This window comes from Bradyrhizobium sp. LLZ17 (genome assembly GCF_041200145.1).
In the GTDB taxonomy this organism is placed as follows: Bacteria; Pseudomonadota; Alphaproteobacteria; order Rhizobiales; family Xanthobacteraceae; genus Bradyrhizobium.
In genome coordinates this window covers 2,083,032-2,104,551 of record NZ_CP165734.1, presented here as the reverse complement: position 1 = coordinate 2,104,551, position 21,520 = coordinate 2,083,032, and the positions used below count along the sequence as shown (strand labels likewise).

The window sequence follows — 21,520 nt, the reverse complement described above, 5'->3', positions numbered from 1 at the left end:
GCTCTGTCCACCCGCGGTAATTCAGGAGATCGTTTTCGATGTCGACGAAGCCACTGACGTTTGCGCCAAGGGAGCTCGCCGTCGAGCGTCGGACCGACGGCACGCTCATATTGAGGTCGCCGCTTGAATTGGGGCCGTGCGACTGGCGCATCACGGACTTTCTTCCACACTGGGCAAGTGCAGCTCCAGAACGAATATTCCTCGCGCAACGCAATGCCAAAGGCGGATGGGACGAGATCACCTATCGCGAGGCATGGTTGCAGGTGCAGGCGGTCGGCCAGAGCCTGATCGATATGGGCGCGAAGCCGGCCGACAGGCTGGCGGTGCTTTCGGGGAATTCCATCGAGAACGCGGTGATCTCCTTTGCGGCGATGTCGATGGGAGTGATCCTGGCGCCGATATCGCCGAACTACACGCTGATGCCCGGCGGCCTTGCGCGTCTCAAGGACATCGCGCAGGTGCTGCGGCCGAACTTCGTTTTCGTTCAGAGTGGACGCGACTTTTCCGCGGCCCGCTCCATTCCCGAATTGGCGGACTCGGTCTGGATCAGCGTCGACGGTGCGCCGGACACGACGCCCTTCCGCATCCTGACGGATCGAACGGAGTGTGATGGGTTCGCGCGAGCATCGGGTGCCGTCTCTAGCGATGCCGTTGCGAAAATTCTCTTCACGTCCGGCTCGACCGGCCTGCCAAAGGGCGTGCTGAACACGCACCGCATGATGGCAAGCTCGCTGCAAATGGGAAGCCTGCTGGTGTCGCCCCCGGAGGCGCCGGTCCAGGTCGAATGGCTGCCGTGGCACCATACGATGGGCAGCAACGTCATTCTCCATGGCATTCTCAAGAACGGCGGGACGCTCTACATCGACGATGGCCGGCCGCTGCCTCAGCTTTTCCAGAAGTCGGTGGCGAACCTCAGCGAGATCTCGCCGACGGCGATGTTCAACGTGCCTGCCGGTTATAACCTCTTGTGTGATGCCATCGAGAACGACCTCGCGCTCGGCGCGAGCATCTTCAAGCGGCTGGATCGATTGAGCTACGCGGGGGCCGCAATTTCGCAGGGCACGCTAGAAAGACTCTATCGGCTGACGTCATCGATCACAGGCCGTCAGATTCCAGTCATGTCGGGCTATGGGACGACCGAGACGGCGCCGACAATCAGCACGACACATTGGGCAACGGACCGGCCCGGCGAGATTGGTCTTCCGGCGCCGGGCGTGCAGCTGAAGCTGATCCCCGTTTCCGATGCGTATGAGGCCAGGGTCAAGGGCCCCAATGTCACTCCCGGTTATCTCGGAAGACCCGATCTGACGGAGCAGGCGTTCGACGAGGAGGGGTTCTACCGCATCGGCGATACCGTGTCGTTTCTCGATCCCGGGAAGCCGGAGCTAGGGCTTCGTTTCACCGGCAGAATTTCCGAGAACTTCAAGCTCGCGAACGGCACCTGGGTTGCGATCGGCAATATGCGGGTCGCCATCCTGGCCGCAACCCGCGGCGTACTGCTGGACATTGTGATTGCGGGAGAAAATCGTGAAGCTTGCGCGCTGCTCGGTTGGCTCAATCCGACCGAGGCGGCGCGGATTTCAAAGAGTCCTGCCGCGGATTTGACCTGCGATCCCCATGTCATCGAATTCCTGAGAAATCGTTTGCGGGAATACAACGACATCGTTGGCAGCAGCGAAAAGATTTGCTCGCTCTACCTGCTGAAGGATCCGCCCTCATTGGCCGCAGGAGAAATCACCGACAAGGCCTATGTCAATCAGCGTGCTGTGCTGAAACATCGGGCTGAGCAGGCGGAACGCCTCTACTGCAACGAAGGCGGCGCGGATGTGGTTCGGGTGTGAGGACGCGTTCAGTTGGCGATGACAAAGGGCGTCAAGCGGCACTGCGGCGTGACTTGGCTTTGGGCTTGTCAGGCGTCTTGATCGGCAGGGGGCCTCTCGCACCGGGGCCGGGGTGGGTATGAACCTCCCTGGCCGAGAGCGGTTCGCCGCATTCGGAGCAGACCATGACCGGGTCGAAGTCCTTTCCGCAGTTGCGGTGCTGGTGCAGCAGCGGCCGGCCGCGCTCGTCGACCATGTGCGTGTCGCCCCAATGCACCAGCGCCATCATGATCGGATAGAGATCGAGGCCCTTCTGCGTCAGGATATATTCGTGACGTTTGGGCGCTTCCTGGTAGGGAATGCGGCGCAGGATGCCCAGCCGCACCAGCTTCTTCAGCCGTTCAGCAAGCAGATGGCGGGTAATTCCGAGCGCCGACTGGAATCCTTCGAAGCGCCGCGTACGCAGAAAGCATTCGCGCAGGATCAGAAGGGTCCAGCGGTCGCCGATCACGCCGATGGTCCGGGCCATCGAACACGGCTCTTCCTCGAGTTCCTTCCACTTCATCCGTAGTCTCCAGTCGTCCCGGCATGGCCGGCTCGAATCGTCGCTAAGGCCGTCGCCCTCTCTTTGCATTCTAGATAGGTACTGAAGTCCAAACAATACCCCCCGACAGGCGTCCGAGCAGCACAAAGCCGGTGAAGTTTGACAGTTCATTTTTAGAACTGTAAAGATAAGGTCGATCAAAGCCTGCGATTGGATCGACGGTCCCTGGACCATCCAATGCGCCCTGCGGGAGAGAGCGGTCATGATGCCCAAGGTTGAATTCCAGTTCGATTTCGGCAGTCCGAACGCCTATCTGGCGGAGGTCGCCATTCCCGGGATCGAGCGGCGGACCGGCGTGAAGTTCGAGTACGTTCCGGTCCTGCTGGGCGGGATCTACAAGGCGACGGGAAACATGTCGCCGTTCGACTCGCTACGCGGAATCAAGAACAAGCCGGAATACCAGGCGCTCGAGACCCAGCGGTTTATCCGGCGCCACAACATCACGACATTCCGCCAGAACTCCTTCTTTCCGGTCAACACATTGATGCTGATGCGCGGCGCCGTCGCGGCCCAGTTTGAGGGCGTGTTCGAACCCTATTTCCGCGCTGCCTATCATCATATGTGGGAAGAGCCCAAGAAGATGGACGATCCCGAAGTATTTCGGAGCGCATTTGCTTCCTCCGGGATCGACATTGACAGGCTGGTCGCACGCGCGCAGCAGGACGACGTCAAGAAGAAGTTGATCGACCTGACCAATGACGCGGTCGCCCGCGGTGCGTTCGGGTCGCCGACGTTCTTCGTCGGCAAAGAGATGTTTTTCGGCAAGGATCAACTCCGGGACGTCGAGGAATCCATTGTCGAACAGACCCGGCAGCCCGTGTCCAAAACCGGTTAGTTCCGGGCGTGCCGCGACGAGGGCCGCGCGGCACGCTAGGGTTAGCCTCGGTCCGTCGGCAGAAAAAAATCCAGGGAGAGTGCAATGGCTGGTCCGCTTAGCGGCGTTCGTGTCCTTGATCTGACCGGCGTTGTGTCGGGGCCGTTTGCGACAATGTTTCTCGCAGATCAGGGCGCCGACGTGCTCAAGATCGAGCCGATCGGCGGCGATATCACCCGTCGCAGCCGTGCCACCATCGATAGGGATGGCGAGTTTTCCGCGCTGTTCATCTCTTCAAACCGCGGCAAGCGTTCGCTCTCGATCGACGTCAAGAGCGCGGCCGGGCGCGAGGTGCTGGCCAAGCTGGTCGCGCAAGCCGATGTCCTGGTGCAGAACTTCCGGCCCGGCACCATGGAGCGCCTCGGGCTCGGCGTCGAAGAGCTGCGCCGGCGCCACCCGCGCCTGATCTACGTCTCGATCAGCGGCGTCGGCGAGACCGGACCGTATGTGAAGAAGCGCGTCTACGATCCGATCATTCAAGGCCTCTCGGGCTTTGCCGATATCCAGTCGCAGCCGGTCACCAACCGGCCGCAGATGATCCGCACCATCGTCTGCGACAAGACGACAGCCGTGTTCACGGCACAGGCGGTGGCGGCGGCGCTTTATGCGCGCGAGAAGACCGGGCAGGGGGATCATATCCAGGTCGCGATGCTGGATGCGATGATTTCCTATCTGTGGCCGGAAGGCATGATGCAGTACACTGTAGTCGGAGCCGATGCTAGCGCCCCCGATCCCAATGATCGCCCGGATCTCGTGTTCAAGACCAGTGACGGCTACATCACGGCCGGCACCATCTCCGATTCCGAATGGCAGGGATTTTGTCGCGCATCCGGCGATCCCGAGCTCGCCAAGGATGCCCGGTTTGCGACCCCATCGGCGCGTTCGGTCAACGCCACGGCGCGCATCAACAAGATGGCCGAGTATATCAGCCAGCACACCACCGCCGAATGGCTGGAGCGGCTGGACGCTGCGGATGTCCCTTGCGCGCCGATCTTGCGGCGCGGCGAAATCATCCACAATGAACAGGTGGTGGCGCGCGGGATCATCGCGGAATTCGATCAGCCGAAGGTCGGCCGGGTGCGGCAGCCGAAGCCCGCAGCCCGCTTCGAGGTCAACCAGGCTGCGATCGGCGGACCGGCGCCTCGCGTCGGCGAGCACTCGCGCGAGGTGCTGCGTGAACTGGGCTACGATGATGACGCGATCGACAGCATGGTCGCGGCGCGCACGTTGCGTGTGGCGTTGTAAGCCGGCGCGCGCCGCGGCCCGCTCTCAAGCCTGGGCAGGCATCGGTGTGATCGGTGCTCGCGGCACATTCGCCGCAGCCGCGCGCTGATAAGCCTCCCGGGTTCGCATGCGCTCCAGGTAAGGCTGCGCATTGTCGCAAATGCCGACACCGTAGGCGACGGCCCAGTCCAGGCACGTCGTCAGCAGGATATCGGCGCTGCTGAAGCGGTCGCCCATGAGGAACTGTCGGCCGTCGGCCAGCGCGACCTCGACATGGCGCAACTGCGCCCGAAAATATTCGGCGGCTTGAGCCACGACCTCCGGCGCAACGCCGTAAATCGGGCCGAGCGCATCGGCGCTGTGGCGGCGCATCACGTACAGGCTGGTGGAGTCGAGTTCGGTGACGACAAAGAAGCACCATTCCAGCCAGGCGGCATAGTCGCGGGTGGCTTCCGGAATCAGTGCACGCTCCGGCGTGGAGTACATGCGCGACAAATATGCGACGATCGCGGCACTTTCGCCGATGCAGAAGTCGCCGTCCTGCAGCAGCGGAACCTTCTGGCGCGGATTGAGCCTGGTATATTCGGGCGTCTTGGTCTCGCCGGTCCGCGGGCCGATCGGTTTGGTTGTGTAGGCCAGGCCAAGCTCGTGCATCGCCCAGTGAGGTCGAATGGTGCGGCTTGTCCCAACGCCCCATAGGGTGAGGTCTGGATTGTCGCTCATGTCACCACTTCTCCGCAGCAGGACGAAGATCGAGTTCGTGGGTCCAGCCATCGCGGCTTTGCTGATGGGCAAACCAATACGCTTCGGCAATCGAGGAGGTTTTGGTCAGGCTGTCGGGCGGGATCTCGCCGGCCTCGATCCCCTTGGCCGCCTTCATGCGTTGATGAATCGCTTCGCTATCGACGCCGGCATCGATGATGAGGTGGACGACGTGAATGTTCTTCGGCCCGAGCTCGCGTGCCATGGCCTGGGCCAGCGCGCGCAACCCGAATTTTGCCGACGAGAACGCGGCAAACCCCTTGCTGCCGCGGATGCTTGCGGTCGCTCCGGTAAAAAAGATGGTGCCGCGTCCGCGCGACAGCATGACGCGCGCAGCTTCGCGTCCGACCAGGAAGCCCGCGTAGCACGCCAGCTCCCAGGCCTTGAAGAAGAGCTTCTCAGTGGTCTCCAGCAGAGGCTTGTTGACGTTCGATCCCGCATTGAACAGGCAGATCTCAATCGGCCCGATGTCGCGTTCGACGTCCGCGAACAGCTTCTGGACCTCTGCTTCCTGGCGGGCATCGAGGCTGAAGGCGTGGATACCCTGGCCTTTCGTCCTGAGCTCATCGACAAGCCCCTGGGACTTGGCCGCATCGCGCCTGCAGACGCAAACAGTGTAGCCCTCGCTGGCAAACCGCCGTGCAACGGCAGCGCCGATGTCATCGCCCGCGCCCACCAGCATCGCGACTCCGCGACTTTCTCCCATGCTCGCCTCTCCCATAAGTTCTTATTTGATACGTATAGCTATCGGCTGAAAGCCGCGTTGTAAACGGAGTTCTGAAGAATCATGGAATGCGGCAGCGTGGCTGTCATTTCCCGATCCAGCCATGGACAGAAAATAGCGATTGACGAGTTCTAAAAAAGAACGCATGTTTTGAGCTGAGGGCGCAACGTTGGAAAAGCGCCGATGTTCTTCCGGGAGAAGACCCTTGAAAAAAGAAATGCAACCGTCGCCGTGATCGGCGCGGGCGATTTCATCGGCGGCGAGATCGCGAAGAAGTTTGCTTCCGAGGGCTTTACCGTCTTCGCTGGCCGCCGCAACGGCGACAAGCTGGTGCCGCTGGTCAAGGAGATCGAGGCCGCCGGCGGCGAGATCGTGGCCCGTTCGCTCGACGCGCGCAAGGAGGAGGAGATCATCTCCTTCCTGAATGACGCCGACAAGCACGCGCCTTTGGAGGTCTGCATCTTCAACATTGGCGCCAACGTCAACTTCCCGATCCTCGACACGACCGAGCGCGTGTTCCGAAAAGTGTGGGAGATGGCCTGCTACTCCGGCTTCCTCGCCGGGCGCGAGGCAGCGCGGCTGATGCTGCCGCGCGGCCAAGGCAACATTTTCTTCACCGGCGCGACCGCTTCCTTACGCGGCGGCAGCGGCTATGCCGCCTTTGCCAGCGCCAAATTCGGACTGCGCGCTGTGGCGCAGGCGATGGCGCGCGAGCTGGGACCGAAAAACATCCATGTCGCTCACCTCGTCATCGACTCCGGTGTCGACACCGAGTGGGTTCGGCAGCGGCGCCTGGAAGCGCTCGGCCCCAATGCACTCGACGATCCTGATTTGCTGATGCCGCCGGCCTCGGTCGCGGCGTCCTATTGGCAGCTCTATCAGCAGCCGAAAAGCGCCTGGACATTTGAGATGGAAATCCGCCCCTTCGGTGAGAAGTGGTAGGAAACGCAAGATGGAGCTCGCACTGTCGCCCGAAGACGCGGCCTTCCGTGATGAGGTGCGCGCTTTCATCGCCGAAAACTATCCGAAGGAAATGCGGGTCCCCAATCCGGAGACCGACCTGAGCAAAGAGCAATCGCTGCTCTGGCACCGCATCCTCTACAAGAAGGGCTGGGTCGCTCCGCTCTGGCCGAAGGAATATGGCGGCCCCGGCTGGTCGATCACCCGGCGTTTCATCTTCGAGCAGGAGACCAGTCGGGCCGGGACGCTGCCGCCGTTGGCGTTCAGTGTCACCATGGTGGGTCCCGTCATCTACAGCTTCGGCAACAACGCGCAAAAGCAGAAGTTCTTGCCGCGGATCCTGTCGGGTGAAGATTGGTGGTGCCAGGGCTATTCCGAGCCGGGCTCGGGCTCGGACCTCGCCACCGTCCGCACCAAGGCCGTGCGCGATGGCGAGCACTACATTGTCAACGGCCACAAGACCTGGACAACCTTGGCGCAGCACGCCGACTGGATCTTCTGCCTGGTGCGCACCGATCCGAGCGCAAAGCCCCAGGCCGGTATCTCGTTCCTCCTCATCGACATGAAATCGCCCGGCGTCACCGTGCGTCCGATCATCACGATCGACGGATCGCACGAGGTCAACGACGTCTTCCTGGAGGACGTACGCGTCCCCGTCGAAAACCTGATCGGCGAGGAGAACAAGGGCTGGAGCTACGCCAAATTCCTGCTTGGCAATGAGCGCACCAGCATGGCCGGGATCGGCCGCTCGACGCGCTATCTCAACCGGCTGAAGAAGATCGTGAACGCGGAGATCGCAGCGGACGATCCGGCGCATCTCGAATTCAGCAAGGAGATCGGCCGGATCGAGCTCGACGTGCTTGCGCTCGAGGCGACCGAGCTGCGCGTTGTTGCGCAGATGGCGCGCGGCATCGATCCCGGTCCTGCGGCGTCGCTGTTCAAGATCCGCGGCACCGAGATCTTTCAGTGGATTACCGAGCTGACGCATCGTGCCATCGGCAATTACGGACTGGCGCTTCGCGAGCAGCCGCTCAGCGCAAACCAGTTCATGCCGGGTCCCGATTACGGTCACACCGCGTCTGAAAAGTACCTGAACTCCCGCAAGATCAGCATCTACGGCGGATCGAACGAGATCCAGCGCAACATCATCGCCAAAGCGGTGCTCGGTCTCTAGCAACAGCGCAACAAGAGGATCGGATGGATATCCAGTTCACGGAAGAGCAGGAACTGTTGCGCTCCAGCGTGGGGCGCATGTTGCGTGACCAGTACAGTTTCGAGGCGCGCCGCAAGATCATCGCGAGCGAAGACGGCTGGAGCCGCAGGCAGTGGGGAGCCTTCGCGGAGCTCGGCCTGCTTGCCGCGCCGTTCTCCGAGGAGAGCGGCGGCCTCGGTGGCGGTCCGCTCTCCACCATGATCGTTGCCCAGGAGTTCGGCCGCCACCTTGTCGTGGAGCCTTACATGGAGACGGTGGTGCTGGCTGGCGGCTTGATCGAGCATGCCGGGACCGAAGCGCAGAAGCACGCTTTCATTCCCGAGATCATCGCCGGACAGAAGATCTGGGCACTGGCCTGGACCGAGAAAGGCTCCCGGTTTGACCTCGCCAGTGTCGCGACCACGGCCCGGCGTGACGACAAGGACTACATTCTCAGCGGCGAGAAGACCGCCGTCATCGCCGCGCCCTGGGCGGACCATCTCATCGTCTCCGCCCGCACGGCAGGCAAGCGCGACGATCATGCTGGCGTCAGCCTGTTCATCGTCGATACCCGCGCAGCCAATCTCGATCTGCGGAGCTTCAAGACCATCGACGGTCGCCGCGCCGCGGAGATCACCTTCCGCGATGTTCGCGGCGAGTTGCTTGGCGGCGAAGGCGAGGGCGTCGCCCTGCTGGAAGCCTGTCGTGACAGGGCGATCGGCGCGCTCTGCGCCGAGGCAGTCGGCGCGATGGCCGAGTTGAATTCCGCGACGCTGGAATACTCGAAGGCCCGAAAACAGTTCGGCGTCACCATCGGCAGCTTCCAGGTGCTGCAGCACCGGATGGTCGACATGTTCATCGCCCATCAGGAGGCGCTCTCCTTGATGCAGCATCTCAATCTCAGCCTCAGCGCCCGCGACAGCGGTGTCTCGCGTCTCGCATCCGGCGCCAAGTCCAAGGTTGGCTATGCCGGCAAGTTCATCGCCGAGCAGGCGGTGCAGCTCCACGGCGGCATGGGCATGACGGACGAGTTGAACGTGGGTCACTACTTCAAGCGAATCTCCTCCATCAACATCCAGTTCGGCGATCCCGCCCACCACTTGCTGCGTTATGTGCAGCTCGACGCGGCTGCGTAACAAAAGAGGCAAGCATGACGACAGAGGCAGTTATCGTTTCCACCGCCCGCACCGGCGTCGGTAAGGCCTATCGCGGTGCGCTGAACAACACCGAGGGCCCGACCATGGCCGGCCATGTGATGGCCGAAGCGGTGAGGCGCGCGGGCATCGACCCCGGCGAGGTCGAGGACGTGGTGATGGGTTGCGCGATGCAACAGGGCACCATGGTGATGAACGTCGCACGCAAGGGTGCCATTCGTGCCGGCCTGCCGGTCACCGTCGCCGGCACCACGATCGACCGGCAATGCGCCTCCGGCCTGCAGGCCATTGCCGTCGCGGCCCGCTCGATCATGCTGGACGGCGTCGAGATCGCGATTGGCGGCGGCGTCGAATCGATCAGCCTGGTGCAGAACGAGCACATGAACAGATTCCATGCGGTCGACGACGAACTGATGGCGATGAAGCCGGAGATGTACATGTCGATGCTCGACACCGCCGAGATCGTGGCCGAGCGTTACAAGATCGGCCGCGACCGGCAGGACGAATACAGCCTCGAATGCCAGCGCCGCATTGGTGCCGCCATGCAGGCTGGACGCTTCAATGACGAGATCGTCCCAATCACGACCAGGACGGCAGTCGTCAACAAGGAGACCAAGGAGGTCACCTATCAGCAGGTGACGCTGTCGAAGGATGAAGGCCCGCGCCCCGAGACCACGGCGGAAGGGCTTGCGAAGATCAAGCCGGTGTTCGAGGGCAAGACCATCACGGCGGGCAATGCCAGCCAGCTCTCCGACGGCGCATCGGCCTGCGTGATCATGAGCGACAAGATCGCCGTCAAGAAAGGCCTGAAGCCGCTCGGCATCTTCCGCGGCTTCGTCGCCGCCGGCGTCGAGCCGGACGAAATGGGCATCGGTCCGGTCGCTGCGATCCCGCGCCTGCTCAAGCGGCACGGCCTCAAGATCGATGACATCGATCTCTGGGAGCTGAACGAAGCCTATGCCGTCCAGGTGATCTACTGCCGCGACAAGCTCGGCATCGATCCGGACAAGCTGAACGTGAATGGTGGCTCGATCGCTATCGGCCATCCCTATGGTATGACGGGCAGCCGGCTTGCGGGGCATATCCTGATCGAGGGGCGGCGGCGCAAGGCGAAATACGGCGTGGTAACCATGTGCATCGGCGGCGGCATGGGCGCGGCGGGCCTGTTCGAAATCGTCAACTGATCGGAAAGCGGAGAAGCGCACGTGAAGACGGCAATCACTGAACTGTTCGGCATCCAGCATCCGATCATCCAGGGCGGCATGCACTATGTCGGCTTCGCCGAGCTGGCCGCTGCGGTGTCGAACGCCGGCGGCCTCGGCATCATCACCGGCCTCACCCAGCGGACGCCGGAGTTGCTGGCCAAGGAAATCGCGCGATGCCGCGACATGACCGACAAGCCGTTCGGCGTGAACCTGACGTTCCTGCCGAGCTTCACTGCGCCGCCCTATCCGGAGTATATCGCCGCCATCAAGGAAGGCGGCGTCAAGGCGGTGGAGACCGCCGGCCGCAGCCCCGAGCAGTACATGCCGGCGCTGAAGGCCGCCGGCATCAAGGTGATCCACAAATGCACCTCGGTGCGGCATTCGCTGAAAGCCGAAAAGATCGGTTGCGATGCCGTCAGTGTGGACGGCTTCGAATGCGGCGGCCATCCCGGCGAGGACGACGTTCCGAACATGATCCTGCTGCCGCGCGCGGCGGACGAACTGAAGATTCCGTTCGTCGCCTCCGGTGGCATGGCGGATGCGCGGAGCCTCGTTGCCGCTCTGTCGATGGGCGCCGCCGGCATGAACATGGGCACCCGCTTCATCGCGACAAAGGAGGCCCCCGTTCATGCGAACGTGAAGCGGGCTCTGGTCAAAGCCACCGAGCTTGACACCGTGCTGGTCATGCGCGCGCTGCGCAACACCGAGCGCGTGCTGAAGAACAAGGGCGTCGATCAGTTGCTCGAAATCGAGCGCGAGAAGGGGGCGAGCCTCACAATCGAGGACATCCATGAGCAGGTGGCCGGTGTCTACCCCAGAGTGATGCTGGAGGGCGATATGGACGCCGGCGCCTGGAGCTGCGGCATGGTGGTCGGGTTGATCCACGATATCCCGACGGTGAAGGAGCTGGTCGACCGCATCATGAGCGAAGCCGAGCAAATCATCCGGCAGCGGCTGACCGGGTTCCTCGACGGCACTGTCGCAAGTCCGACCACACGCGCCGTTGCTTGACGGGGAGCATGGTCAAAACCGTGCAGCGATGTCCCGAAGCCGTCGGTATGCCGTTTCGCGAGCGGCGACGATCGGATCCGTCGGGCCGGTGGTCGGCCCGACCGGCACGAAGCGCACGTCGCTGACGCCGATGAAGCGGAGCGCCTCGCGCAAATAGGGCGTGGCCATGTCGATGCGGCCGCGATTCATGCCGGTGCCGAAATCGCTGCCGGACGCGAGGATGACGACGGTCGGCCGGTCCTTCAGCAGCGGAAGGTACCCCTGCGCCGGGTCGAACCGGAACGTCAGGCCGGGCTGGATGACGATGTCGAACCACTGCTTCAGCTTGTAGGGGATGCCGAAATTCCACATCGGCGCGGAAATGAGCACCCGATCGGCGAGCGAAAAGCGTAGCGCCATCCGTTCGGCCTCGGCAAAGCTGTCGCGCTGCGCGTCGTTGAAGGGCGTTGCAGTCATGCGCGCATATTTGGCCTCGACGATCGGGCCTGCGAACTCCGGCATCCGCTCTCGCCAAAGGTCCACTGCGTCGATATCCCAGTCCGGCCGCGCCTGGCGAAACCCCTCGAGAAACACCCGCGCGCCGGCGCTCGACTCGGAGTCGGCGCGGGGCGAGCAGGACAGGTGCAGCAGCTTTGCCACCATTCATCCAAGCGCTCTGATGACCGCGTCCGCGCGCGTCACGACGGCGACGTTCTGCATGGCAAAGTTGATCGAGGCGGACTGCCAATCGGCATTCATGGTCGAGCAGCAGTCCTCCGGCACGATCATGAAATAGCCCTTGTCGGCACCGGTACGCGCGGTGTGCTCGACCGACATGTTGGTCCAGGCGCCGGTGTTGATGATCATGTCGCGCCCGGTCGCCTTGAGGATCGTCTCGAGCCGAGTGCCCTCCCAAGCGCTCATCCGCATCTTCTCGACGACGAAATCGCCGGGCCGCGGTTCGAGACCCGAGGCGGGTGCCGCGCCCCAGCTGCCGCGGACCATCGCCTTGCTGTCGACGAGGCCCTCGAACAGCGGCGCGTTCAACGTCACGCCGGGGGCGCCGGGCTCGACCACGAACCAGACGTGGATGATGGTGACGCCGCGGGCGCGCGCAGCTTCCGCGAGCCGGCGCACATTCTCGACGACATGCTGTTGTTTCGCGTGTCCCGGCGCGCCCGAGTCGGCGAACGCACCGCCGTCCATGATCACGTCGTTCTGCAAATCCTGAATGATCATAGCGCAACGCCGCGGATCGAGCTGCATCTCGCCATCGGCGAGGATGGGCGCCGCGGCTGCTGGCCCGGCGCCTGCGCCGCCACCGCCACGCCTGGCCCTCATATAGGGCTCGTGGCGCGGTCCAGCCTTGGTCGGGATGGCATAGACCGAATGCGTCGAGGTCAGGTACAGCGTGCGAAAATCAGGTCCGCCCCAGGCGAGGTTGGCGACCAGCTCGGGCACGCGAACCTTGCCTAGCAGCTCGCCGCGCGGCGAATAGACCCAGACGCCGCCGGGCGCGGTGACCCAGACATTGCCGTGCTGGTCGCACTTCATGCCGTCGGGCAGGCCGGGCTCCAGCTCGGAACGGATGCCGCTGGCGAACACGCGCGCGTTCGACAGCGAGCCATCGTTGTTGACGTCGAACACGCGGATCAGCGCCTGCACGGTGTCGTTGACATAAAGCAGTCGCTCGTCGGGCGAGAAGCAGAGCCCGTTCGGCTGGTCGAACAGGTTGCGATCGACCACGAGCGTTGGCTCGCCGCCAGCTACGACCCGATAGACACCCTGGAAGCCGAGCTGCCGCGGCCGCTCGACGCCATAGACCGGCATGCGGCCGTACCACGGGTCCGAGAAATAGATCGCGCCGGAGGAGTGCACGCAGACGTCGTTCGGGCTGTTGAGCTCCTGACCCTGGAAGTGCGAGGCCAGCACCTCGCGCCGGCCGTCCGGCCGCTCGCGGATCAGCGACGAGGTCGCGTGCTCGCAGACGATCAGATTGAGTTCGGCGTCATAGGTCATGCCGTTGCATTTGTTCGACGGCCGCTTGACCTCGACCACGCCGCGCCGGGCGTCCCAGCGCCGTCGCACGTCGCCAGGCATGTCCGAGAACAGCAGATATTGATCGATCGGGTGCCAGATCGGTCCTTCCGTGAAGTCGAAGCCGGTGCCGACCTGCGCCACCGGCGCATAGGGATCAATCAAAGCTTCGAATTCGGAGCGCAGGGTGACGTGGGTCATCGGTCGATCCTCAGAAGCATGATCCGGAAAGCTCTGGAGCGGTTTCCATCAAGATCACGCAGACAAAAAGCCCTCAGGCCGGGAACCAGTTGCGTGCGGGCAACGATTGCACGATCGGGCCGGGGACCTGGTCGTGCAGGCGTCCGACCACGACCCCGCCCTCGATCTTGGCCGGCCTGTCGTGGACCGGAAGCAGGTAACGCGAGTTGCTCAGGAGCTTCTTAATCGACGCCTTCTCGGCCCGCTTGCTGGTGCCGTGATTGCCGGTCGTGCGCGGCTCCCAATCGTGGATCTCGTTGAAAGGCGTGACGATCTGGTCGTTGAAATCGTAGATCACGTCGCCGCAGATGGTCGCGATGCCGTCGGCGGTCTCGACGATGATGTTCATCGAGCCCTCGGTATGTGCGTTCGCAGCGTCGCAATAGACGCCGGGCATCAGCTCGATCGGGCCGGTAATCTCAAGATCGAGGAAGCGCAGCGCGCTCTTGGTGTGCAGGCGGTCGATGAGGTGCTTGATATCGGGCGCCGGGTATTGCGGATGCATCAGCCCGGAGACGGAATATTCGAGCTCCTTGCGATTGAGCACGACGGTCGTATTCATCGGGAACAGATCGTCCTTGCCGGCGTGGTCGATATGCAGATGGGTGTGGCAGACGAAGCGCACGTCGCCCATGCGCACGCCATGGCGCGCCAGCTGGTTCTCGATCATGTGCTCGTGGTATTGCAGGCCGCGCATGCCCAGCGTCTCCATGATCTGGTTGGAGCGGTAGCCGGTATCGACCACGACCGGGTATTTGCCGCCGAGGATCAGGAAGCCGAGGGTGAGGACGCGGCGGGTTCGGCCGCAGTCGCGGCCGAGAACCAGAAAGCTCGATTCCAGCTCGATATCGCCATAGTCCAGGATCTTGATCTCCAGCGCCATTCGTTGCCCTCCGTATCTTGTTTCTTGTCTCTCAAAGCCGATAGACGCGCGCTGCCGTAGTCCTGAAGATCGCGTCCTGTTGCTTGGTAGTCAGCGGGGCAGCCGCCGCACGAAAAGCATCGACGAGCTCGCGATAGCTGGTCCACAATTTCTCGATGGGGAAATTGGAGCCGAACAGGCAGCGCTCGGCGCCGAAGATCGCCACGGCGTCGGTGAGCACCGCCGCGACGTGGTCGGGATCGTTGCGATGAATGAAGGTGCCGAGCCCGGAAAGCTTCGAGACCACGTTCGGACATGCCGCGAGCCGGGTCATCCCGGCGCGCCATGCGGCGCGTCCCGCCGGCGACACGTCCTCCAGCATGCCGGCATGCTGGAGGATGAAGGTCACCTTGGGACAGGCATCGGCAAGCTCTGCCGCGTCCGGCATCTGCGGCGTGAACACCTGCAAGTCGAAGCTCCAGCCGTAATCGGCGAGACGCGCGACATTGCGTCGGATCATGGGGTCTGCGCAGAGATCGGGTTTTGCAGCGAAGCGGTAGAGCGGGTTCTCGTGCCAGTGCAGCTGCATTCGCACGCCGCGCACCAGCGGATAGCGCTTGAGCCGGTCGAGCTGCGGGCGCACGTCGTCAACGGCGAAATTGGCATAGGCGACGATAGCGTGGGGCCAGCCATGAACCTCGGCGGTCTCCTGCACCCAGGCAGCCTCATCCTCAAAGCGGTCGTTGGCCCAGTTGGTCTGCACGTAGACCGAGCGGGAGACGCCGGTATCCTTGAGATCGGCCAGATATTCCTGAATCGGATAGTCGCGCCGGATCGGTTCGTACGGTCCGAAGATGCGCGGCTGCATCGGGCCGGTCAGCCAGGGCAGGTCGGCCTGTCGCCAGATGTGATGATGCCCGTCGACGATCTCGGTCACGCAACTCTCCTTCGACCCAATGCCAGCACATGGGCCACGATCGCCGCGCTCGATCCACCATCGACGAGGTCGTCGACGTAGCGCTCGATCGCGACCAGCGCCTCGGTTTGCGGGCGAAAGCCGGGACCGGCCGCAAGTGGCGTCAACCAGCTCACCCGCCAGGCCCGCCGCGACAGTTTTGCCGCCGCGTCGCGCAGTGCGTCAGGCTCGCCGCGCTCGAGGCCGTCGGACACGATGATCACGGCGGCGCCGCGCGCGTAGCCACCAAATCGAGGCACAGCGAGAAAGGCCTGCAGCGCATCGCCGATGCGGGTGCCGCCGTCCCAGTCGCTGACCAGATGCGCGGCCGCGTTCAGCGCCTGCTCGCGCCGCTTCAGCCGCAGCGCGCGGGTCACGCGCGTGAGCCGCGTGCCGAAGGTAAAGACCTCGACATTCGGCGCGACCTGCACCAACGTATGCGCAAGCTTCATGTTGTCTTCGGTGCGGCTCTTCATTGAGCCGGAGACGTCGATCAGGAGCAATATCTTCCGCGGGCGCTGTCTGCGTTTCAGGTGACCGAGCCGCAAGATCTCGCCGTCGCTGCGGACGGAATCGCGCAAGGTGCGGCGCAGGTCCGCAAACGGCCCGCGGCGGGCGCGCATGCGCCGGTGCCCGCGCCGCCGCGGCAGACGCCTCGGGGCCTCGCGCGCCAAGCGCCGCAGCGCATCGGCCGTTGAAAGCTGGGCGAAGCGGCGCTCGACCAGTGCCTCGGTGCGGGTCGCGCTGAGGCCGGATTCGTTGGCCTCACCTGAGAACAGCGGTTCTTCCTCGCCGCGGCCTTCCTCCTGGAGGCGGACGGTCTCGTCGTCCTCGCCGTCGTCGGCATGCTCGATGGCTTCGCTGCCGCGGAAGTGCAGATCGAACAGGCGGTCGAAGGTGGCGCGTCGCTCGGGAGGCGGGGCGAGGGTGGCGAGCGCCGCCTGCCTGACATCGCCGAGGCCGCGTGGGCCGAGCAGTTCGATGGCCGCGAGAAAAATGGTGGTCTGTTCCGGTGCTACGGCGAAGCCGTTCGTGCGGAGCAGCGAAACGAACGAGACGAAGATGCGGGCCGCCCGCGGCAGCTGGTTCTCGTTTCTCATGCAGTCGCCTCCGCCAGCATCGCGTCGAGCCGGGGCGAGATGAAGTGCAGGTCTTCCTCGTCCTTCAGTGCGACGCCGATGGAGCGCTTGAAGGCGTCGGGCCAGCGCGCGCCGCCCTTGTGCAGCAGCGTCGCCGCCTCGGCCCAGTCGACGGCTTCCGCGATGCCGGGCGCCTTGCTCAGCGGCTCGCGCCGCAGCTTTTCCACCGCGGCCACCACCGCGCGCGCGGTGGCCTCGGCGACGCTGGAGGCTCGCATCATTACGATGCGCGCCTCGCGCTCGGCGGTCGGATAGTCGATCCAGTGATAGACGCAGCGCCGCCGCAGGGCTTCATGCAGGTCGCGGGTGCGGTTGGACGTCAACACCACGACCGGGCGTTCCGCGGCGCGCACGGTGCCGCGCTCGGGAATCGAGATCTGGAAGTCTGACAGGAACTCGAGCAAAAATGCCTCGAACTCCTGGTCGGCGCGGTCGATTTCATCGATCAGCAGCACCGTGGAGTCGGGCGCGCGCAGCGCTGCAAGCATCGGCCGCTCGATCAGGAAGCTCTCGCCGTAGATGTCGATACTCTCGTCGCCGGCCTGGCGGATCGCGAGCATCTGACGCGGATAGTTCCATTCGTAGAGCGCGGCGGAGGCATCGATGCCCTCGTAGCATTGCAGCCGGATCAATCGGCGGCCGAGCACGGCGGCGATCGCCTTCGCGGCTTCGGTCTTGCCAACGCCCGGGGCGCCTTCGAGCAGCAGTGGCTTACCGAGCGCGAGGCCGAGATAGGCGGCGGTCGCGAGACCTTCGTCGGCGAGATAATAGGCCGCGCGCAGCGCCTTCTCCAGCGCCTCCGGGCTGTCGATGCCGACGATGTTGCTGCGGACCGCCATGGATCAAACCTCAGCGCCGCGCCTGCGGCCGCGCGCCGCCTTGGGATTTGATCGCGCGCAGGACTTTTTCCGGGGTGATCGGGAGATCGTCGATGCGCACGCCGACGGCGTTGAAGATTGCGTTGGCAACGGCCGGCAGTACGGGATTGGCGCACATCTCGCCGGGCCCCTTGGCGCCGAACGGTCCGTCGGGAGCAGGGCGTTCGAGCACGGCGATGTCGTGCGGGCAAATGTCGCCGGGGCCGGGCATCAGATATTCGACGAAGTCGCGCGGGCCGTGAACGGGCTCGGGATAATAGGGCTCGGTTGTCTCATACAGCGTGTGGCTGATGCCCATCCAGGCGCCGCCGACGAGCTGCTGCTCGACCAGCCGCGGATTCAGCGCGCGACCAAGCTCATAGGCGGAGTCCATTCGCACCATCGCGACTTCACCGGTCTCGTCGTCCACCTCGACCTCGGCGACGAGGCAGGCATGGGCGTAGCAGGTCGCCGGCGACATCTCGCCGGTCTCGGGATCGACGTCGGACAGAGGCACCAGGAAAATGCCGCGTCCCGAGATGGTCTTGCCCTGCTTGAATTGCGCCGCGATAGCGACGTCCTTGGTCGAGATCGAACGGTGCGGAGCGCCCTTGACGTGGATGTTGCCACGCCCGTCAGTCTCGAGATCGGCGGCGTTCACTTCCAACTCTTCGGCCGCCGCCTCCATCATCACGCCACGCGCCTCGCGTGCTGCCGCCATTACGGCATTGCCGACGCGATGGGTGCCGCGCGAGGCGAACGAGCCCATGCAATGCGGCCCGGTGTCGGAGTCCGCCGTGTCGACATAGACGTCCTCGACGGGGACGCCCAGCGTCTCCGCGCAGATCTGCCGCGTCACCGACTTCATGCCCTGGCCGAGGTCGATCGACGACAGCGCCACGGTGAACTTGCCGCTCGGATTTGAATGCACCAGCGCCTGGCTCGGATCGCCGCCGAGGTTCATGCCGATGGGATAGTTGATCGACGCCATGCCGCGTCCACGATGCCGGGTCATCTAGCGCCTCCTGGTGCCAAAGACGGAGGAAAAACGAGTCGCGCCATGCGAGGGCGCGGCCGGCCGCGGTGAGGGTGGCGGGGATGCCGGGGGTGGCGGCTCGCGCGGCGGTTCGCGGGTGACGGTGGGCGGGAGCCGGTCGTAGCTCGTGCGCTGCTGCACAGGCGCCGTCGGCGCCGCGCGCGAAGCGGTCGCGGTCGGTGGAATCGTTGCGCGGCTGCCGCCGCCGTCCTTGCGCGATGATGCCCGCCTGAATTCGTCGCGGATCGGCCATTTGGCCTTTTCGGCCGCGACCTGGACGCATTCGATCAAGGCCGTGTTCTTGGCCTCGCGCCGGTGCGCCTTCATGTCGCCATCGCGATAGGCATTGAGGATGCGAAATTCCATCGGGTCCATGCCGACGAGGTTGGCCAGCTTGTCCATCTGGCACTCGATCGCAAAGTCCATCGCGGTGACGCCGAAGCCGCGCATGGCGGTGGCCGGCGTGCGGTTGGTGAAGACGCAATAGACGTCGCCATAGACGTTCGGGATGGTGTAGGGGCCCGGCAGGTGCGCGGCGCATTTCACGGCGGCGTAGCTGGACAGCCGCGTGTAGGCGCCGCTGTCGAAATAGGCAGTGATCTTGCGCGCGACGATGCGGCCGTCGCGCATCACCCCGTCCTTGATGTAGATGCGCTCGGCGCCGCGCGGCGGACCGTATTGCATCTCCTCCTCGCGGCCGAACACGTAGCGCACGGGTCGCCCGGTCAGCATCGCGCCGAGGATCGCGAGCGGCTCGGTCAGCGTATCGACCTTGCCGCCAAATCCGCCACCGACGGTCCCGCCGATGAAGTGGAAGGTGTTGGACGGGACGTCCAGGATCTTGGCGCAGGTGTCGACCGAAAAGAACAGCGCTTGTGTCGAGGTGTAGACCAGATAGCGGCCGTTGGTGTCGGGCGCGGCAATCGCCCCGTTGGTTTCGGTCGGCGCGTGCTCGATCGGCGACATCTGGTAGCGCTGCTCCAGCACATGATCGGCGGTCGCCAGCGCTGCATCGGCGTCGCCGAAGCGGAGCTTCTGGTGGTCATAGGTCTCGTGATAAATGAAGGTGTTCTTGGGATAGGTCTCGTTGACCACGGGCGCGCCTGGCTTCAGCGCCTCCTCGACGTCGAACACGGCCGGCAGCAATTCATAGTCGACCTTGACCTTTGCAATCGCCTCGAATGCTTCGCGCTCGCTGTCGGCAACGATGGCGACGATCGGCTCGCCCTTGTAGCGGACCTTGTCGACCGCAAGCGACGGCTCGTCGTCCTTGCCGAAATTGATCAGGCTCAAAAGCGTGTTGAGGTTGCGCGGCACGTCGGCGCCGCGGATGATCCGGCGCACGCCAGCCGATCGCTCGGCCTCGGTGGTGTCGATGCGGCGAATTCTGGCGTGCGCCTGGGTCGAGCGCACCACCTTCAGGTGCAGCATGCCCTGAAGCTGATGGTCATTGAAATAGCTCGACGTGCCCGTCACGTGGCCGAGCATGTCCTGACGCTGCGTGCCCTTGCCGATCTCCTTGAGGTTATCGTCGCGCTCGTCGGCAAAAATGTCCTTGCGCAGTTCCAGCATGGTCGGGTCCTTCAGGCGCTGGCCCGGCCGCCCGCGGCGGCGAGGATCGCATTGATGATCGGCTCATAGCCCGTGCAGCGGCAGATGTTGCCGGAGATCGCCTCGACGATCTCGGCGCGGCTCGGAGCGGGGGTGCGGTCGAGCAAGGCCTTCGCGGCCATCAGCATGCCCGGGGTGCAATAGCCGCATTGGGCCGCGAAGTGGTCGGCGAAAGCGCGCTGAAGCGGATGCAGGTTGGGACCCTGCTTCATACCGTCGAGGGTTTCTATGGAACGGCCCGCGACCGTCTCCGCCAGCGTCAGACAGGACAAGTGGAGCTCGCCGTCGATCAACACGCTGCAGGCGCCGCAGCCGCCCTGGCCGCAGCCGAACTTGGGCGTCATGTCGCCGATCAGTTCGCGGAGTGCAACGAGGAGATTGGTGCCGCCTTCGACAAAGATCGCGACGTCGCGGCCGTTGTGACGAAATTGCAGGGGGATTTTGGACATCGCGGTCACTCCTGGCCGGACAACAGGCGACGCAGGTGCACGCCGACGATCTCGCGGCGATACCAGGCGCTTCCGAGCGCGTTGTCCGCCGGGGATGTTCCTTCGCCGACGGCCGAAGCCGCGGCCGCGATCGTCGCGCCATCCAGCGAACGGCCTTCCAGCGCGCGCTCGGCGGCGCGAGCGCGGATCTGCGTCGGCGCCATCGAGCCCAGCGCGATGCGCGCCCCGGCGATGCGACCGCCCGAGATCGGCAGGTGCGCGGCGATCGTGATCACGGAGCCGCCCTTCGGCTTGATCCGGGCGATCTTGCGATAGCGGAACGCCTCGGTGCTCGCCGGTCGCGTACACGACACCGACAGGACCAGAGTGCCGGACTGGCGGTCGCGCGCCTGAAGAAATTCCTCGATAGGAATGTCGCGCGACCCGAAGCCGCCTTGCACGGCGACGGTCGCGTCGAGCGCCAGCAGCGCCACAGTGAAATCGCCGTAAGGGATGGGCGCGAACAGGTTGCCGCCGACCGTGCCCATGTTGCGGACGGCGGGACCGCCGATCGAGCGGGCAGGGGCGTGCAGGAAGGCGAGATCGCGCTCAGCGAGGATCCGTCCGAAGGTGACACCGGCGCCCAACGTGACACGAGGGCCCGATGCATCGATCCGGGTGAGCGCCTGGTCACTGGCGCGGACGACGGTCGAGACCGAGACGTCGCCCTCGTTCAGCGCCCGCATCACCAGCGTGCCGCCGCCGAGATAGCGCGCGCTGCGCTCCGAGGACAGCGCGGCGGCCGCCTCGCTGGCGTTGGCGAATGTTTTCACGATCACGGCCATG

At 64.3% G+C, this 21,520-nt stretch carries 21 protein-coding genes; 8 read left to right on the top strand and 13 right to left on the bottom strand.

What is annotated here, in order from left to right; translation table 11 throughout:
- Nucleotides 1-38: 38 nt before the first annotated feature.
- A complete protein-coding gene (locus tag AB8Z38_RS10555; protein WP_369724850.1) occupies nucleotides 39-1,841 on the top strand; it encodes an AMP-binding protein in 1,803 nt (600 codons plus the stop codon).
- A 31-nt stretch (nucleotides 1,842-1,872) separates the two neighbouring features.
- On the opposite strand, the gene AB8Z38_RS10550 is transcribed toward AB8Z38_RS10555, so the two are convergent.
- Entirely contained in the window at nucleotides 1,873-2,385 is a 513-nt protein-coding gene (locus AB8Z38_RS10550; protein WP_369724848.1) for a winged helix-turn-helix transcriptional regulator, read from the bottom strand.
- A gap of 241 nt (nucleotides 2,386-2,626) precedes the next feature.
- Between AB8Z38_RS10550 and AB8Z38_RS10545 the strand changes: the two genes are divergently transcribed.
- The gene (locus tag AB8Z38_RS10545) at nucleotides 2,627-3,259 is read left to right on the top strand and encodes a 2-hydroxychromene-2-carboxylate isomerase (protein WP_369724847.1); all 633 of its coding nucleotides are present in this window, start codon (nucleotides 2,627-2,629) and stop codon (nucleotides 3,257-3,259) included.
- An 84-nt stretch (nucleotides 3,260-3,343) separates the two neighbouring features.
- A complete protein-coding gene (locus AB8Z38_RS10540) occupies nucleotides 3,344-4,543 on the top strand; it encodes a CaiB/BaiF CoA transferase family protein (RefSeq protein ID WP_369724845.1) in 1,200 nt (399 codons plus the stop codon).
- A 24-nt stretch (nucleotides 4,544-4,567) separates the two neighbouring features.
- Here AB8Z38_RS10540 and AB8Z38_RS10535 read toward each other — a convergent pair whose 3' ends face one another.
- Nucleotides 4,568-5,245: a glutathione S-transferase family protein gene (locus AB8Z38_RS10535; RefSeq protein ID WP_369724843.1), complete on the bottom strand. Its 678-nt coding sequence runs from the start codon at nucleotides 5,243-5,245 to the stop codon at nucleotides 4,568-4,570.
- 1 nt (nucleotide 5,246) lies between these two features.
- A complete protein-coding gene (locus AB8Z38_RS10530; RefSeq protein WP_369724841.1) occupies nucleotides 5,247-5,990 on the bottom strand; it encodes an SDR family NAD(P)-dependent oxidoreductase in 744 nt (247 codons plus the stop codon).
- A 201-nt stretch (nucleotides 5,991-6,191) separates the two neighbouring features.
- On the opposite strand from AB8Z38_RS10530, the gene AB8Z38_RS10525 reads away from it, so the two are divergent.
- Genes AB8Z38_RS10525 through AB8Z38_RS10505 form a run of 5 tightly spaced genes read left to right on the top strand, consistent with a single transcriptional unit; the run spans nucleotide 6,192 to nucleotide 11,530 of the window.
- On the top strand, nucleotides 6,192-6,950 hold the full coding sequence (locus AB8Z38_RS10525) for an SDR family oxidoreductase (protein ID WP_369724839.1): 759 nt from the start codon (nucleotides 6,192-6,194) through the stop codon (nucleotides 6,948-6,950).
- Nucleotides 6,951-6,960: 10 nt separating this feature from the next.
- The gene (locus tag AB8Z38_RS10520) at nucleotides 6,961-8,142 is read left to right on the top strand and encodes an acyl-CoA dehydrogenase family protein (protein ID WP_369724837.1); all 1,182 of its coding nucleotides are present in this window, start codon (nucleotides 6,961-6,963) and stop codon (nucleotides 8,140-8,142) included.
- A gap of 23 nt (nucleotides 8,143-8,165) precedes the next feature.
- Nucleotides 8,166-9,296, top strand: a complete 1,131-nt coding sequence (locus AB8Z38_RS10515) for an acyl-CoA dehydrogenase family protein (RefSeq protein WP_369724835.1) — start codon at nucleotides 8,166-8,168, stop codon at nucleotides 9,294-9,296.
- A 14-nt stretch (nucleotides 9,297-9,310) separates the two neighbouring features.
- Nucleotides 9,311-10,498 carry an acetyl-CoA C-acyltransferase gene (locus AB8Z38_RS10510; protein WP_369724833.1) on the top strand — a complete coding sequence of 396 codons (1,188 nt, stop codon included), beginning with the start codon at nucleotides 9,311-9,313 and terminating at the stop codon, nucleotides 10,496-10,498.
- 21 nt (nucleotides 10,499-10,519) lie between these two features.
- Nucleotides 10,520-11,530 carry an NAD(P)H-dependent flavin oxidoreductase gene (locus tag AB8Z38_RS10505; protein WP_369724832.1) on the top strand — a complete coding sequence of 337 codons (1,011 nt, stop codon included), beginning with the start codon at nucleotides 10,520-10,522 and terminating at the stop codon, nucleotides 11,528-11,530.
- A gap of 12 nt (nucleotides 11,531-11,542) precedes the next feature.
- On the opposite strand, the gene AB8Z38_RS10500 is transcribed toward AB8Z38_RS10505, so the two are convergent.
- From AB8Z38_RS10500 to AB8Z38_RS10455, 10 genes are all read right to left on the bottom strand, one after another.
- On the bottom strand, nucleotides 11,543-12,169 hold the full coding sequence (locus tag AB8Z38_RS10500; RefSeq protein WP_369724830.1) for an FMN-dependent NADH-azoreductase: 627 nt from the start codon (nucleotides 12,167-12,169) through the stop codon (nucleotides 11,543-11,545).
- Between the two features lie 3 nt (nucleotides 12,170-12,172).
- A complete protein-coding gene (locus AB8Z38_RS10495) occupies nucleotides 12,173-13,747 on the bottom strand; it encodes an isochorismatase family protein (protein ID WP_369724828.1) in 1,575 nt (524 codons plus the stop codon).
- Nucleotides 13,748-13,820: 73 nt separating this feature from the next.
- Nucleotides 13,821-14,669, bottom strand: coding sequence for an MBL fold metallo-hydrolase (locus tag AB8Z38_RS10490; RefSeq protein ID WP_369724826.1), 849 nt, complete (start codon nucleotides 14,667-14,669; stop codon nucleotides 13,821-13,823).
- Nucleotides 14,670-14,700: 31 nt separating this feature from the next.
- A complete protein-coding gene (locus tag AB8Z38_RS10485; RefSeq protein WP_369724824.1) occupies nucleotides 14,701-15,585 on the bottom strand; it encodes an amidohydrolase in 885 nt (294 codons plus the stop codon).
- Nucleotides 15,582-16,703: a VWA domain-containing protein gene (locus AB8Z38_RS10480; RefSeq protein WP_369724822.1), complete on the bottom strand. Its 1,122-nt coding sequence runs from the start codon at nucleotides 16,701-16,703 to the stop codon at nucleotides 15,582-15,584. The genes AB8Z38_RS10485 and AB8Z38_RS10480 overlap by 4 nt, the downstream gene beginning before the upstream one ends.
- Nucleotides 16,700-17,581, bottom strand: coding sequence for an AAA family ATPase (locus AB8Z38_RS10475; protein ID WP_369724820.1), 882 nt, complete (start codon nucleotides 17,579-17,581; stop codon nucleotides 16,700-16,702). The genes AB8Z38_RS10480 and AB8Z38_RS10475 overlap by 4 nt, the downstream gene beginning before the upstream one ends.
- A 10-nt stretch (nucleotides 17,582-17,591) precedes the next feature.
- On the bottom strand, nucleotides 17,592-18,614 hold the full coding sequence (locus tag AB8Z38_RS10470; RefSeq protein WP_369724819.1) for a xanthine dehydrogenase family protein molybdopterin-binding subunit: 1,023 nt from the start codon (nucleotides 18,612-18,614) through the stop codon (nucleotides 17,592-17,594).
- Nucleotides 18,615-20,207, bottom strand: coding sequence for a xanthine dehydrogenase family protein molybdopterin-binding subunit (locus tag AB8Z38_RS10465; protein WP_369724818.1), 1,593 nt, complete (start codon nucleotides 20,205-20,207; stop codon nucleotides 18,615-18,617).
- An 11-nt stretch (nucleotides 20,208-20,218) separates the two neighbouring features.
- Entirely contained in the window at nucleotides 20,219-20,695 is a 477-nt protein-coding gene (locus tag AB8Z38_RS10460; RefSeq protein WP_369724817.1) for a (2Fe-2S)-binding protein, read from the bottom strand.
- A 5-nt stretch (nucleotides 20,696-20,700) separates the two neighbouring features.
- Complete coding sequence (locus AB8Z38_RS10455) at nucleotides 20,701-21,519, bottom strand: xanthine dehydrogenase family protein subunit M (RefSeq protein WP_369724815.1); 819 nt, start codon at nucleotides 21,517-21,519, stop codon at nucleotides 20,701-20,703.
- Nucleotide 21,520 lies beyond the last annotated feature (1 nt).

What these genes read in the sequence shown, in the direction of transcription:
- AB8Z38_RS10465 (WP_369724818.1), bottom strand. Translation starts at nt 20,207, where the DNA reads ATGCTGGAACTGCGCAAGGACATTTTTGCCGACGAGCGCGACGATAAC.
- AB8Z38_RS10510 (WP_369724833.1), top strand. Translation starts at nt 9,311, where the DNA reads ATGACGACAGAGGCAGTTATCGTTTCCACCGCCCGCACCGGCGTCGGT.
- AB8Z38_RS10490 (WP_369724826.1), bottom strand. Translation starts at nt 14,669, where the DNA reads ATGGCGCTGGAGATCAAGATCCTGGACTATGGCGATATCGAGCTGGAA.
- AB8Z38_RS10530 (WP_369724841.1), bottom strand. Translation starts at nt 5,990, where the DNA reads ATGGGAGAAAGTCGCGGAGTCGCGATGCTGGTGGGCGCGGGCGATGAC.
- AB8Z38_RS10525 (WP_369724839.1), top strand. Translation starts at nt 6,192, where the DNA reads ATGTTCTTCCGGGAGAAGACCCTTGAAAAAAGAAATGCAACCGTCGCC.
- AB8Z38_RS10545 (WP_369724847.1), top strand. Translation starts at nt 2,627, where the DNA reads ATGATGCCCAAGGTTGAATTCCAGTTCGATTTCGGCAGTCCGAACGCC.
- AB8Z38_RS10460 (WP_369724817.1), bottom strand. Translation starts at nt 20,695, where the DNA reads ATGTCCAAAATCCCCCTGCAATTTCGTCACAACGGCCGCGACGTCGCG.
- AB8Z38_RS10550 (WP_369724848.1), bottom strand. Translation starts at nt 2,385, where the DNA reads ATGAAGTGGAAGGAACTCGAGGAAGAGCCGTGTTCGATGGCCCGGACC.
- AB8Z38_RS10520 (WP_369724837.1), top strand. Translation starts at nt 6,961, where the DNA reads ATGGAGCTCGCACTGTCGCCCGAAGACGCGGCCTTCCGTGATGAGGTG.
- AB8Z38_RS10555 (WP_369724850.1), top strand. Translation starts at nt 39, where the DNA reads ATGTCGACGAAGCCACTGACGTTTGCGCCAAGGGAGCTCGCCGTCGAG.
- AB8Z38_RS10480 (WP_369724822.1), bottom strand. Translation starts at nt 16,703, where the DNA reads ATGAGAAACGAGAACCAGCTGCCGCGGGCGGCCCGCATCTTCGTCTCG.
- AB8Z38_RS10470 (WP_369724819.1), bottom strand. Translation starts at nt 18,614, where the DNA reads ATGACCCGGCATCGTGGACGCGGCATGGCGTCGATCAACTATCCCATC.
- AB8Z38_RS10455 (WP_369724815.1), bottom strand. Translation starts at nt 21,519, where the DNA reads ATGGCCGTGATCGTGAAAACATTCGCCAACGCCAGCGAGGCGGCCGCC.
- AB8Z38_RS10515 (WP_369724835.1), top strand. Translation starts at nt 8,166, where the DNA reads ATGGATATCCAGTTCACGGAAGAGCAGGAACTGTTGCGCTCCAGCGTG.
- AB8Z38_RS10540 (WP_369724845.1), top strand. Translation starts at nt 3,344, where the DNA reads ATGGCTGGTCCGCTTAGCGGCGTTCGTGTCCTTGATCTGACCGGCGTT.
- AB8Z38_RS10475 (WP_369724820.1), bottom strand. Translation starts at nt 17,581, where the DNA reads ATGGCGGTCCGCAGCAACATCGTCGGCATCGACAGCCCGGAGGCGCTG.
- AB8Z38_RS10535 (WP_369724843.1), bottom strand. Translation starts at nt 5,245, where the DNA reads ATGAGCGACAATCCAGACCTCACCCTATGGGGCGTTGGGACAAGCCGC.
- AB8Z38_RS10495 (WP_369724828.1), bottom strand. Translation starts at nt 13,747, where the DNA reads ATGACCCACGTCACCCTGCGCTCCGAATTCGAAGCTTTGATTGATCCC.